This is a genomic window from Microbacterium sp. ZXX196, assembly GCF_009709595.1.
In the GTDB taxonomy this organism is placed as follows: domain Bacteria; phylum Actinomycetota; class Actinomycetes; order Actinomycetales; family Microbacteriaceae; genus Microbacterium; species Microbacterium excoecariae.
The window spans coordinates 1-12,469 of sequence record NZ_WMEE01000003.1 but is presented as its reverse complement, the minus strand read 5'-3'; the positions used below and the strand labels follow the sequence as shown (position 1 = coordinate 12,469).

Below are 12,469 nucleotides of genomic sequence, written 5' to 3'. Positions count from 1 at the left end.
CGCATATAGTCGATATGCTGGCCGCCCGGCGAAAGGTCAACTCAAAATGTATTGGTCTCCCGTGGATGACGGCGAGGACAGTGCTACCGCGTGTAAATTGCGGCAAAAACTGAGGAATTATGCAACATGATGGCCGTTTCTGATCGACGATTCCTTGGCCAGTTCGCCTGGGTGAGCGGCGGTCGCATCTTCGCAGCTGGGTTGCAGGCGATTTCGCTCATTTTAATTGCGCGTCTTGTCGCACCCGCCGAGTTCGGCATGCTATCTAGCATCATTGGTTTAGCAACTGTTCTGCAGACCACAATGGACTTTGGGGTGAGCACTTACATCACGCGAGAGCGGGCGGCCAATCCAAATAGCGGGGGCATAGCGACTGCACTTAGGTTCAACGGAATTACTTCCTTAGCCATGGCAGCTTTCGTCTTAGTGGGGCTTTGTGGCATGGGGGTTCTTGTCTCGCCGACATATTATTTGATGCTCCCCTTGGCGTTATGGATCAGTGGTGAGCGGAACGCCGACGCGCGGCTGGCTGTAGTTTTTGCCGACGGAGACGCGTGGATCAATGTAGTGAACCTGGTCTCTCGGCGTGTCGTTGCGATCGTGATATTCGTTGTACTTGTGCTCGCGGGAGTTGATCCCATTCTTTCCTATGGCATCGGCGTCTCGATCGCAGCTGCGGCCTCCTCGATCTTTGCGAACACGTACGTGAGTCGGCGTGTGAGTGCTGAGTCGGACATCACCTATCGAAAGCTCATCGCTGATAGTCACCATTACTGGGCCAACTCTGTCGCGACACAGTTGCGAAACCTCGACGTAGTAATCGTGGCGATATTCGCAGGGTCAGTTGCGTCGGGCTTCTATGCCAGTGCAAGTCGACTTACCTCTCCGCTCCGGATTTTGCCTACATCGCTTGCAAGCGTGTTAATTCCGGCCGCGACACGAGCGGTTGCGTCGCGACGATCGCTCTGGCCGTTGCTCAAGCCGGCCGGGGTTATGCTCTTGGCAGTCACCGTAATCTATATGTTGCTCGGGATGGCCACTCCGTGGCTCGTCCCGTTGGCGCTCGGGGACGCATATATACCGGCCATTCCTGTCGTCCAAGTGGTTCTCGTGGGGCTACCGTTTGCAGCATCAGTGTCGATAAGCAATGCGTTGCTTCAAGCTATCGGGGCGAAACAGTTTGTTGCGATAGCTGCGGGGATCAGCACGATATTGTGCTTGATCGCGGTGGCCTTTGCCAGCATTTTCTACGGGGCACTCGGGGCAGGTTGGGCTTTGACGGCCACTTTTGCTTTTCAGGCGTTCGTGGTGATCGCTAAATTGGCGCCTTATGTCCGGTGGCGTCAGCAAGGAGGAGAGGCATCATGATTGTCGAGCAGCATGGCGGGCGATCCCGCCGGGTTTACATGAGCATCGCTGCGCAGGCTGACAACCTCGGTGATATTGCGATTCGTCAGGCGGCTATCGATCTGCTGAGCTCGGGTGGCCAGGGCTTCATTATTTACACCGGCTCCATGCCCAGCGACTATGTCGATGCGTTCAAGTTTCCGGCCGATGTTGAGCTTGTGGCGGATGCGCCTTCGTTCATCGTTCGGTATTTAGGCGACATAATGCGCCGCCGAGCGCACCTCGTTTTCGCCCCGGGGCCTCTTGAGCTTCGTGCGGGTGCGAGAGCCGCGATAAAGGCGACTGTCAACTTGTTGAATATTCTTGCTGCGCGTTTTTCGGGTGGGCATGTGATTGCGATTGGAAGAGCTTTGCGGGGTCACGGATCGCCCGCGTTGCAGATTGAGCGCGCCGCGATTGGTTGGTATTCCCTGTTTGTGTCGCGTGATTCGGTTTCGGAAATAGTGATTGGGCGGACGCTGGAACAAGCCCCGGATTTAGCATTCCTGCGCGCTCCCGAGTTCCGGGCTGAATCTCGGGACAAGGTCGCTATTTCTCTTCGAGGGGACCACAGCGTGAATCCATCGCTGATCACGGACGTCGTGAATCGCGCACGCGCAGCGGATCTCACCCCGGTTTTTGTCACGCAGGTTGCGCGTGACGATGCGAATCACCAGAAGCTCGCTAAGCATTTCGGAGCCGATATTGTCAGTTGGGACGGAACGGGGCACGGTGCCCAAATCGCGCGTGTCCAAGACGCATATCGCACTTGCCGATTCGTGGTTTCCGACCGACTGCACGCGCTTATACTTGGCTCGATCGGCGGGGCGAAGCCCATCGCACTGCGACACCCTGATTCGGATAAGCTGTCTTCCACGCTCGCAGATGTGCTCACCGCTCCTTTTGTTGATACGACGGCGGACAGAATGGAAGATGTTTCGTTCGATTCAGCCGAAGACGACCGCCTCGCGTCTGAGCTGTCGCAGGCGCGATCGCGGCTAATAGAAATTGCCGAGCGTCTCGCCAGTCTCTTGCGGTGAGGCTGCTATCGCGCATCTTGCAGGGGTGTTCGCGCATTCGGTTTCATAGTGTTCGAGGGCGTGTGGGGGGTCTGAATCCACCGGCCTCGAGCAATCTCTTCGTGATGTATCTCGTCAGGTTACGGGAACGAAGTGCAGTGTCGCGGCGATGCTGGAGTTGTCGGTTGAACGCCTCGGTCGGGCCGTTCTATGTGTGAGAGCCGGGGAGGGCATATTGGCTTCTGCTGATGGGCGGGGCTCCGATTGTGGGGTGGTGCCTGTGGTGATTGTAGAAGTGCAGCCAGCTGAGGAGTGCTGCGCGTCGTGTGGCTTCTGAGGGATAGAGGTTCACGTATGCCCAGCCGTCGGCGAGGGTGCGGTGGAGGAGCCTGACCCGGTTTCCCGGACGGTTCTTATTTGTTGATCATGCCGCGATTTCGGTCGCGGTGTGAAGGGGTTCGTAGTCGGCGGGGCTGAGATCACCGAGCGATGTGCGCCGTCGGCGGGGATTGTCGAACCCCTCGATCCACTCGAACATCGCCGACGCGAGCTGCGCGCGGGAGTCCCAGAAGGTGCGGTCCAGGAGCTCGCGCTGCATCGTCGACCAGAACGACTCGATGAGCGCGTTGTTGACCGATGATGCGACTCGTCCCATGGATCCGAGGAGCCCGGCTTGGCGGAGTCGGTGGCCGTAGAGCCATGAGGTGTATTGAGCGCCTCGGTCCGCGTGGACCACGGTTCCGGGTTCGGGTCGGCGTCGCCAGCGGGCCATCTCGAGCACGTCGACGACGATCTCCGCGGTGATCCGATCCGAAATCGACCAGCCCACGATCCCCCGCGAGTACGCGTCGATGACGGCGGCGCAGTATGCCCACCCGTCCCTCGCGCGGTGCTGCGTGATGTCGCAGCACCAGAGCCGGTTCGGGGCATCTGCGCGGAACTGCCGCTTCACGAGGTCCTCGTGCGTCGCCGTGTCAGGCTTCCAGCCGCGCCGTTTCCGGCGGTGCAGCTCGACGAGTTCCCTGTGCTCATCGGACGTGACACCGGCCTTGCGGCCGGCGTCGACCGCGTCACGGTTCATCCAGTTCCGCGGGCACGACTCACTGATCCCGAGATCACGCGCGGTCTGGGCAACGGGATTGTCCTGCGTGACGAGGTCGAGGGCTCGACGCCGCAACTCCGGCGGGTGGGCAGAAGGCATCTCACGGACTCCTTCCGAGACGATCATCGCCTCAAAGCTGGTGTCCGGAAAAGCGGGTCAGGTTCCCTTCGCCGAAACAACGCCCTTGCGCATCTCACCGAAGCCTTGGTCTCTGAAGCCAACGATCTGGGGCGGATCGGTCGCGTTACCTGCGCGTGACTATCGCGCCCCCTATGCTGAGCGGAGTCTCATCTGCATCGGGGGGGGTACGGATGCCGGCAGGTCCGGTCAAGAGCGTCCGCGGCGCGTTCTCGGTTCCGTCACTTGACGGCATCCGGTGTGTCGCGGTCCTAATCGTGTTCGTCGGTCACGGCCTCACCGTCCCAGGGTTGTGGCCCGGACACCTCGGCGTGACGATCTTTTTCTTCCTCAGCGGCTACCTCATCACGACGTTGCTGCGACGCGAAGTGGATCGCTCCGGCCGGATCGCGCTCGGGAAGTTCTACCTGCGCCGCGCGCTCCGCATCCTGCCGCCCGCGTACATCACGATCGCTCTGGCCGTGATCATCGGTGCGATCGGGATTCTCCCGTCTACCCAGAACGGCTGGGGAATCGCCGCGGAGTTCCTCAACGTCACGAACTACTACATGATCTGGGTCAACAGCACCGAAGGGCTCCCGCCCGAGACCAGCATGCTATGGTCCCTCGCAGTCGAGGAACACTTCTACCTGATCTTCCCGGCCGTCCTGATCTTGCTGCTGCGCCGTCGGCTAAACTATCGGCAGATCGGCTACATCCTCGTCGGAGCGTGTGTGCTCGCGGTCGGATGGCGCGTGTTCCTCGCGGCCGGCGACCCTACCTTCTACCGCATGTACATAGCGAGCGATACCCGATTCGACGGGCTTCTCGCAGGCGCTGCGATGGCGTTGCTCTGGAATCCGGCGCTAGGGGACCGGGCTCCGTTCAACGTCCCCGACCGGGTGATCCGTTTCTGGCTGTCACCCGTCGCGGTTGTAACGATCATCGCCGCGTCTCTCCTGCCGAACGTGATCCGACTGACGATCGCTGACTCGATCATCTACGTCGCGCTCGTGCCACTGTTCTGGCTCGTGATCGTCCACCCCGAGGGAGCGGTCGGGCGAGTCCTAAACCATCGCGTGGTCGCGCACATCGGCGTCCTGTCCTTCTCGATCTACCTGCTACACCGACTCGTGATCGCGCTCGTCGAGCTATTCCTCGACGTCGCACCGGTGGTGGATGGCATCTCGCTCCTGGTCACGCTTGCGACGGCACAGTTGATGTACGTCGCGATCGAGAAGCCGCTCGGTCGAGTACGGAGGAACCTCGAGGCAAGATTCCCCCGCACGCCAGCCCGCGCCTAGCGAATGCGAGCGTTAGCGGCGCGGGGTAGCTGGCGGGCGCTAACATCGGGGCTCATGACAACGACGCCCATCGAGCGCCTCTCGTCCTGGTTAGCCCGCCGTCGCGAGGCTCGACGGGGCATCCCCGACTCGATGCCGCACCAGTGCATGTACGGCCAGCACGGGTATCTTCCAGGTGGCGAACGGTGCGGCGTTATCGTCCCGGCATTCTCGGGAGCTCGATACTTCGGTGAGGTCTATTGCACAATCGAGCACGCCGAGAGCGCCCAGGGCGACCGAGCAATCTAGACCGGGATCGGCAGCGCGAAGAGTTCCTTTCCCGGTCCCACCCAGTAGAGCGCCGTGAGTTCCCCGCCCACGATTCCGGGCAAAGGGCCAGGCGGGTCCGGTGGCCCTTTGACCTCGTTGACGTAGCTAAGAAACGCGGTCATGGCGTCGACCTGAAGGTATGAGCCGTTCGTGGTTGAGTGTGAGCCTCCTGCGCGCACGTCCACGCCTAGGTACTCGACCGACGCCCCGTATTCATCGACCCACGCCTGGGCGTGATTCGCGGGGGCGGGGACAGTGGTGTCCGCGGTGCCATACATCTGAAGCACGTTCTTGCCGGCCCACACCCCGGACGCAAACGGCATCGGGTCGAATCCGACACTGTTCACTGCGAACGATGCGTCGTCGGATGCGGCGTACGCGGCCTGCATCTGCGCTTTGTCGGTCGCATCTCCGGTCGCGTACCGGTATGCGAGGTCGGTGGTCCTAGAGTTGATGATGAGCCCGACCACATCGCTGGCGAACTCGCTTTGCGTCGCGAGCCAGTACGCGACAAGCCCGCCCATCGAGCGCCCCAAGACAACGATGTCACCTATGTCGATGATGCGGCGCGCCGATGCCACCGCATCCTCGTAGGATGCCCTTGCTGCGGGGCCACCCCATGATGTGGTGCCGCCGCCGTCTGCTTCGATGTACGCCCACCCGTTGTCGATGAGCCAGCCCCGCAGGCCCGACCATGCGCCGAGCGTGGAGAACTGTGTGCGGGTCCCTCCCGCCCCGTGCGTGTACAGAACGGTCGGGATGTTCGCATCGCCGGCGTGCGCGTTCGCGACTCCGACGACATACCGGTCCGTGGCCGATTCGTAGCCGTTGTACGTATAGGCCGTTCCTGATCCCGTGGTTGCGTTGACCACTGCGCCCCCTTAGAGGGTGAGGCCGGAGCGCGCGAGAAAGAACGCCGCCAGCTCGTCGATTGTTTCGCTTTCGGGTACGCCGGTCATGACGATCAGATCGCCGTAAACCGAACGGGATGGGCCTGCACCGCCCGTCGATGCGGACAGGAACAGTTGAGTGATGTCACCGCTGCCGCCGTCGTCGGCAATGACCGTCGAGCCGCCCATTCGCAGGTAGGACGAGGCGCCATCGAGGACGAGCATGAACGCGTGGGCGTCCTCGTCCGTCGTGCCGCCCGTGACCGCGGTCGCCCCCCACGCCGGAACCCGTACGCGTTCACGCTGGACTTGTAGAACGCGAGAGGTGACGGCGAACCTGACTGTCCATCGACGATGTGTCGGGTGGCAGCGGTGGAGGAGAGCGACGCGAACGTGCCGACAGTCGTCACAGGGCCGGTGAGCGCGGCAAATGCATCGGTCGAGCCGTAGGCTGCGCCGCTGAAGCAGACGCCGGGAGTGCCGTTGAGGCCGTCCGCATCGAGCGTGACCGTGCCCGTGAGGTTCCCCGCATGCAGCGCGTTAGTCGACTGGTCGAGGAACGAAGTCACAGTCGCGCCGTCAGCAAGGCCAAGGTCCGAAGCGGAATACCAGGCGACGAGGTTCGGCAAATCGAGCGGGGTCCAAGGCTCCTCCGGTGTCTCGGTCCCGCCCTCAACAAAGTCGAAGTCCTGACCGGAGGGTCGATTCACCGGGGCAACCGTGCCGATCCAGATGACCGTCGAGAACTCCTCAGGGCGTGCGACGCTCGCGTCCGATCCGTGCTACACGATCTTGGTCGAGGTGCCGTCAAACCCCTCAAGTGCCGAGTCGATCTCCGCACCAATCGTGCGGATTACGTCAGCCTGATTGACCCAGATGCGCTCGACCCAAGTATGGATTCGGGAGACGGGGGCACGTTACCGACGCGGGCCACCAGGCGGTCGCTGATCGCGTCATTCAGCAAATCGGATAGCTGAGCGCAAGTTTCGACCCGTCGGCCAACGCGCCTGGTCGCACCGCGCGCTCTGCCTGCGGAGGCGCGCCATCTGTCCGATTATCCGGTTCGCGATCGCGCGGTGCGCCGAGAAGGTCGGGTGCGGGCCGTCCGAAATGGTGAAAATGGCGCCGCTGCCATCACCCGTGGATGCCGTGGTCGTTCCCGTCCCAGTCAGAAATTACCGCATTGGAGCGAATGGCACCCTCGCGCCGTCCGCCGCCGAGCCACGGCATCATGGTTCGCCTCGCAACCCGATGCATATCGCCCCCGCGACGGCTGAAGGAGCGCTGAGGAACGAAGCGACTTCTGCCCGATGCCTGCCGCGGAGGCTCCGTCGTTGATCGGCCCGTTGACAGCTAGCACGTCGGGGGACATCGGGAGCACGGTGGACAGGCGATCGCCAATCGGAGCGGTTTCGTTCGTCTGTTCCGTCCACGCAACCAGGGGGAATCGAGGACTGATACGGTCAGTGGCTGTGTCGTCAACTAATCAGCGAATCGCCTGGCCGGATGCTGCGCGCGGTCTCGCGATCATCCTCGTTGTGCTACACCACGGCATCATTTACGCGGCAGTCGAAGGTCTGGTTGCTCCGTTCTGGGTCGCCATGACCGAGTTCCTTCGCACTATGCTGATGCCGCTGTTCTTCATGGCAGCAGGGCTTTTTGCCGTTAAGTGGGTGACTGGACCATGGCGATCGCTGTTTCGCTCAAAGGTCTTGCTCTTCGCGTGGGTCTTCGTGCTGTGGGTTGTGATGCGTTGGATCGTCCTCAACCTCATCGCTGGTGCGGACAGCGAGACTGGAATTCTGCAGCTCCCCCTGCACATGGTGTGGCCGATCGGCGGCTGGTTTATCTTTGTGCTGGCCATCTTCTTTGTCGTCGCGCGGCTTATGAAAAATGTTCCGCTGATCGCGCAACTTCTCGGCGCTGGGGCAGTTTCGGCGGTGTGGTTCAGCATCGACGCAGGCAACATCGTCGGCAATAACGCATGGGATGGAATCCCGCTGTTCTACTTCTTCTTCGTAGTTGGCTGCTACGGACGCAGCTCGATCCTCCACCTCGTTGACACGCTCAGGGTGTGCCAGGGCGCCGCAGTCCTCGCATTGTGGGCAACCGCGTACTTCTTGCTCAAGAGCTTTGGCCTAGTCGGCGCACCGGGACTCTCTTTCGTACTGCGTTGCCTTGGGTTGATGGCAGGTGTCGTCATCGCGAAGGCGCTGGCGGACGTCGTGGTGCTACGCCATCTCGGCCAGAGGACGCTGCCGATCTACATGTCTCACTCGCTATGGTTCGCCCTGGTGGTGTGGATCTCGACACTCCTAGTACACCCCTCGCCTACCGCCGGGTGGCTAGTGCCGCTCGCAGTCGGCATTCTCGGACTCGCTGCTGGCTACGCCAGCGGGTGGCTCGCGCCCCGACTCCGTCTGCAGTGGCTGTTCGCGACACCCTCGTGGGTGCGCAGGGTCTTCGATCGGGCATGGCCGCAGCGGACCCGATCGGGGGGCATTTCATGAACGAAACGGTCAAGAGCGTTCCGGCGCCGATGCTAACCACGTTCGCTGCGCTTGCTCTCTGCGGCGTCGCTCCGCTCCTGCTGTGGAGCATGGGTCCGTCAAACCAGCAAAGCAACCCGCTCGTGGCGATCACCGCGATCATCATCGTTTCAGGCGCGAAGTTCTCGCTTGTGCTCGGATACCGCGACCGCCGTCTCAACGAAATGGTCGTCTGGCTGTTCGTGTATCTCTTTCTCGGAGTTGCGCCCTTTGTGCAGGTCATGACTGGCTACCCAGCAACGACCCCGGGCATGGACTCCGGGTTCGCGTTGCGAGCAGCGACCATCATCCTGATCGGGTGCCTCGCACTGATCATCGGGCTTGGCCTGGGCGACCCCCGAGTTGAGGCTACGAGTCACGCGCCCCACTCACGCCCGGTGCATCGGCGGAACACCTATGTGCTCACGGTTATCACGCTGCTCCTTGCGGCCTACTACGCTTCGCAGGTCGGATTCTCGACGCTATTCGCGGCACGGTCGGATCTGAGCTCGGCGCAGTCTGATTCGCTTGGTGGTCCCTTCGGAGCGCTCATCGTGGCTGGAGCGAAGATGGGCCTCCTAGTCGCCTTCGTTGCCCTCGCAATCCTCTGGCGTCAGTGCGCGCGTGCGGGACAGCCTCGCCCAATCCTCATGACCAGCATCGTGCTGTTGGTGCTGATTGCGTTAGTGAACCCGGTCGGAAACGCACGGTACATCTTCGGCACCGTGGCGCTCGCAGTACTCGGCGTCCTCGGCTTGTATGCCACGGTGAGGCGATTCCGGGCGGTGGCCATCGGCGCATTGGCGGGGATGGTAGTCGTCTTCCCAATTCTCGATACGTTCCGACGAACGTTGGACGCGACCGTCGAGCTGCAGTCGCCATTGGAGTCGTTGACAACTGCTGACTTCGATGCGTTCGCGCAGCTGATGAACACGATCAAGTACGTTGAATCGCAGGGAATCACCTGGGGGAATCAGCTTCTCGGTGTTGTATTGTTCTGGGTTCCACGTGACATGTGGTCGGCCAAGCCCCTCGACACTGGCACGCTCCTGGCTGAGTACCAGGGTTATCAGTTCCGCAATCTCTCCGCACCGCTGTGGGCAGAGTTCTACATAAATCTAGGGTGGGTGGGGCTCATCCTGGGGATGGTTGCGTTTGGCTACGTGATTCGCGTTCTTGATCGCCGATCGGAAGCCATGCTGTCGCTGTACGGGACACCGGGCGTGGCTGCGGCGATCATCCCCTTTTATCTACTGATCGTGCTGCGCGGGTCGCTTCTCCAGGCAATGACGAACCTGCTAATCATTCTGGTTGCGTCTTGGTTTGTCACTCGACCGGCAATGGTGCGGGCGTCGACATCAATACGACGCCCGCGCGGCGCGTACGACCTGACCCGGTAGATGTAGGGGGCGCTGTGGCTCCGGCTGTGTGAATCGCCCTGGGTTTCGTTCCGTTCTTCAAGCAAGGAACCGATGAATCAGAAGTACTCGCCCGAGATGCGGGAGAAGGCGTTGTGAATCGCCCCGGCGTGTCCGGAGACTGGATTCCTTGGAAGGATCAGCCTCGTGGCACGACCTAGCAAATACCCCGCCGAGCTGCGTGAACGCGCGGTCAGGATGGTCGCGGAGGTTCGCGAGGATCATTCGAGCGAGCTCGCCGCGATCCGGCATGTCGCCGGCCTGCTCGGTATCGGCTCCCCGGAAACGCTGCGCACCTGGATCGGGCGGCGCGAGATCGACGCGGGCGAGCGCCCCGGTGTGACGACCGAGCAGGCAGAGGAGAACAAGCTCCTCAAGCGCGAGAACGCCGAACTGCGGCGGGCGAACGAGATGGCGGATTCAACCGGTCAGCGCAATGAGTGCTGTGAGATGAAGCACACGCTGATCTCGGGAGGCATTCGTTGCAGGGCAAGCATGGTCATCTCAGTCGTGAGCAGAAGCAGCTCGCGCTCCGTCTCCACTCGAAGGGGTGGCGGCTCATCGATATCGCCCGCGAGATCGGGTGCACGGCCCCGATGGTCGGCCGCATGGCGCGGGAAGGGCGTCACCTCGACGGGAAGCCGTTCGGCTGGGAGCCGCGCGAGGGGCATCTGACGATCCGCGACCGTGAGGAGATCCTGGTTGGTCTCGCGCGCGGTGACACGTTGACCGCGCTCGCGCTCGCCCTGGGACGGGCGGTGTCGACGGTCAGCCGCGAGGTCAAGCGCGGCGGCGGGCGGGAGGGGTACTCGGAGTGGCGGGCGCATGAGGACGCGCGAGAGCAGGCCCGCCGCCCGAAGCCGTTCAAGCTTGACGGTGGACGGCTGCTCGAGGTTGTCGCGACGCAGCTGGAACAACTGTGGTCTCCGCAGGAGATCGCCGCCCGCCTACGGTTGGAGCATCCCGACGACCCGGAGATGCACGTGAGCCACGAGACGATCTACCAGGCCCTGTTCGTGCAGGGACGCGGGCAGTTGCGCCGCGAGCTCGCGCGCTGCCTGCGGTCGGGACGTGCGGCACGGAAGTCGCGGACCGCGACGGACCGGCGAGGCCGGCTGCCAGGAATGGTGATGATCAGCGAGCGCCCCGCGGAGGTCGAAGACCGCGCCGTGCCGGGGCATTGGGAAGGCGACTTGATCCTCGGTGAGAACAGTCGCCGCGCCGTGGGAACCCTCGTTGAACGCAGCACCCGCCTCACACTTCTGCTGCACCTGCCCGACGGGAAGAGCGCCGACAAAGTGGAGGCCGCAATGCGCGAGGCGATCACCGCGTTGCCGGCGTCGCTGGCGCGGACGATCACCTGGGATCAGGGCGCCGAGATGGCCAAGCATTCCGAGTTCACGACAGCGACCGGCATCCCGATCTACTTCTGCGACCCGCACTCCCCGTGGCAGCGCGGAAGCAACGAGAACACCAACGGACTGCTACGCCAGTACCTGCCGAAGAGCACCGATCTGAGCATCGTCACCCGCGCTGAGCTGACCGCGATCCAGGACTCGCTCAACGGACGACCACGTAAAACGCTCGGCTATCTGACACCATCGGAGAAGTTCACAGAACTCGTTGCGACCACCGGTTGAATCCGCCGTTCGCGTCGACGAACGCGACTACTTCCGGTAGTGGCGGTCGAGCTCCGCCCCGAAGAAAGACGCGGCCCGCTTGAGCACCTCGTTGGCCCGACGCAGCTCGCGGACCTCCTGCTCAAGCTCTCGCACCCGAGCCGACTCGCCGCTACTCACGCCTGGGGCGACGCCGTCGTCGATGTCCGCCTGCTTCACCCAGGTCCGCACCGACTCGACCCCATAGCCGAGCTGCGTCGCGACCCGCTGCACCGTCCCTTGCGTGACCCCGAGCTCGGCACGCAACGTCCTCACCATCCGCACCGCTGCGGCCTTCTCCTCGCTCGAGTAGCGACGCGTCGTCGGCTTCCCTGATGTCTGCTCTTTCGGCATAACTCCATCCTCGTTTCCAAGGTCAGAAGTCTCCAACAAAACCAGGGCGCTTCAGACCGACGCGATCACCGCAGGGGTTCCCGCCGCGCTCGTCGAGATCCGCAAGCTCGGCCGCACCATGAATCAGCGCGCCGCCAACATCCTCGCGTTCTTCGACCGACCCGGCACCAGCAACGGCCCAACCGAGGCGATCAACGGGCGGCTCGAGCACCTCCGAGGCTCCGCCCTCGGCTTCCGCAACCTCACCAACTATGTCGCGAGGTCGTTATGGGCCGACCCCGTTTCGTAGGTCCGGTGGTTCTGAGACTCGTCCTGTCGCCCGGAGTCGCGGGCAGGGAGACTGGTCAGATCATGACGAACAGCAGGAAGCGTCACACCCCGGAG

At 62.6% G+C, this 12,469-nt stretch carries 9 protein-coding genes and 5 pseudogenes; 8 read left to right on the top strand and 6 right to left on the bottom strand.

The annotated features are described in order from the left end of the window. Window positions 1-126: 126 nt before the first annotated feature. Window positions 127-1,368: a lipopolysaccharide biosynthesis protein gene (locus tag GJQ66_RS03385; RefSeq protein WP_155047949.1), complete on the top strand. Its 1,242-nt coding sequence runs from the start codon at window positions 127-129 to the stop codon at window positions 1,366-1,368. Next, window positions 1,365-2,426, top strand: a complete 1,062-nt coding sequence (locus GJQ66_RS03380; RefSeq protein ID WP_155047948.1) for a polysaccharide pyruvyl transferase family protein — start codon at window positions 1,365-1,367, stop codon at window positions 2,424-2,426. The genes GJQ66_RS03385 and GJQ66_RS03380 overlap by 4 nt, the downstream gene beginning before the upstream one ends. Window positions 2,427-2,469: 43 nt before the next feature. Here the strand turns inward: GJQ66_RS03380 and GJQ66_RS03375 are convergent. The 3 genes and pseudogenes from GJQ66_RS03375 to GJQ66_RS03365 form a co-directional block, all read right to left on the bottom strand. Then, window positions 2,470-2,631: pseudogene (locus tag GJQ66_RS03375) on the bottom strand (ISL3 family transposase); the annotation flags it as partial. 15 nt (window positions 2,632-2,646) lie between these two features. Beyond that, window positions 2,647-2,787, bottom strand: a pseudogene (locus tag GJQ66_RS03370) (IS481 family transposase); the annotation flags it as partial. A gap of 42 nt (window positions 2,788-2,829) precedes the next feature. Next, the gene (locus GJQ66_RS03365) at window positions 2,830-3,606 is read right to left on the bottom strand and encodes an IS3 family transposase (RefSeq protein WP_196215797.1); all 777 of its coding nucleotides are present in this window, start codon (window positions 3,604-3,606) and stop codon (window positions 2,830-2,832) included. 173 nt (window positions 3,607-3,779) lie between these two features. On the opposite strand from GJQ66_RS03365, the gene GJQ66_RS03360 reads away from it, so the two are divergent. Continuing rightward, window positions 3,780-4,928 (top strand): acyltransferase, encoded by a 1,149-nt coding sequence (locus GJQ66_RS03360; protein ID WP_155047946.1) that lies wholly within the window; start codon window positions 3,780-3,782, stop codon window positions 4,926-4,928. Between the two features lie 284 nt (window positions 4,929-5,212). Here GJQ66_RS03360 and GJQ66_RS03355 read toward each other — a convergent pair whose 3' ends face one another. Together GJQ66_RS03355 and GJQ66_RS03350 are read right to left on the bottom strand one after the other, a co-directional pair. Next, window positions 5,213-6,109 (bottom strand): S9 family peptidase, encoded by an 897-nt coding sequence (locus GJQ66_RS03355; RefSeq protein ID WP_155047945.1) that lies wholly within the window; start codon window positions 6,107-6,109, stop codon window positions 5,213-5,215. Window positions 6,110-6,118: 9 nt separating this feature from the next. Continuing rightward, a complete protein-coding gene (locus GJQ66_RS03350; protein WP_155047944.1) occupies window positions 6,119-6,352 on the bottom strand; it encodes a hypothetical protein in 234 nt (77 codons plus the stop codon). Between the two features lie 1,247 nt (window positions 6,353-7,599). On the opposite strand from GJQ66_RS03350, the gene GJQ66_RS03345 reads away from it, so the two are divergent. The 4 genes and pseudogenes from GJQ66_RS03345 (at window position 7,600) to GJQ66_RS03335 (ending at window position 11,713) form a co-directional block, all read left to right on the top strand. Then, window positions 7,600-8,637 (top strand): acyltransferase family protein, encoded by a 1,038-nt coding sequence (locus GJQ66_RS03345; protein WP_196215795.1) that lies wholly within the window; start codon window positions 7,600-7,602, stop codon window positions 8,635-8,637. Then, on the top strand, window positions 8,601-10,055 hold the full coding sequence (locus GJQ66_RS03340; RefSeq protein ID WP_196215794.1) for an oligosaccharide repeat unit polymerase: 1,455 nt from the start codon (window positions 8,601-8,603) through the stop codon (window positions 10,053-10,055). Before GJQ66_RS03345 ends, GJQ66_RS03340 begins: the two co-directional genes overlap by 37 nt. A 165-nt stretch (window positions 10,056-10,220) precedes the next feature. After that, window positions 10,221-10,487 (top strand): annotated as a pseudogene (locus tag GJQ66_RS14580) (transposase); the annotation flags it as partial. 68 nt (window positions 10,488-10,555) lie between these two features. Next, the gene (locus GJQ66_RS03335) at window positions 10,556-11,713 is read left to right on the top strand and encodes an IS30 family transposase (RefSeq protein WP_155047941.1); all 1,158 of its coding nucleotides are present in this window, start codon (window positions 10,556-10,558) and stop codon (window positions 11,711-11,713) included. A gap of 7 nt (window positions 11,714-11,720) precedes the next feature. Here the strand turns inward: GJQ66_RS03335 and GJQ66_RS03330 are convergent. Then, window positions 11,721-12,085, bottom strand: a pseudogene (locus tag GJQ66_RS03330) (transposase); the annotation flags it as partial. 61 nt (window positions 12,086-12,146) lie between these two features. Here GJQ66_RS03330 and GJQ66_RS03325 point away from each other — a divergent pair. Beyond that, a pseudogene (locus GJQ66_RS03325) lies at window positions 12,147-12,374 on the top strand (transposase); the annotation flags it as partial. Between the last annotated feature and the right edge of the window lie 95 nt (window positions 12,375-12,469).

Bases quoted from the DNA above. Each gene is read 5' to 3' on its own strand.
- GJQ66_RS03385 (WP_155047949.1), top strand. From the start codon at position 127: ATGATGGCCGTTTCTGATCGACGATTCCTTGGCCAGTTCGCCTGGGTG.
- GJQ66_RS03360 (WP_155047946.1), top strand. From the start codon at position 3,780: ATGCTGAGCGGAGTCTCATCTGCATCGGGGGGGGTACGGATGCCGGCA.
- GJQ66_RS03380 (WP_155047948.1), top strand. From the start codon at position 1,365: ATGATTGTCGAGCAGCATGGCGGGCGATCCCGCCGGGTTTACATGAGC.
- GJQ66_RS03350 (WP_155047944.1), bottom strand. From the start codon at position 6,352: ATGCTCGTCCTCGATGGCGCCTCGTCCTACCTGCGAATGGGCGGCTCG.
- GJQ66_RS03365 (WP_196215797.1), bottom strand. From the start codon at position 3,606: ATGCCTTCTGCCCACCCGCCGGAGTTGCGGCGTCGAGCCCTCGACCTC.
- GJQ66_RS03340 (WP_196215794.1), top strand. From the start codon at position 8,601: ATGGCCGCAGCGGACCCGATCGGGGGGCATTTCATGAACGAAACGGTC.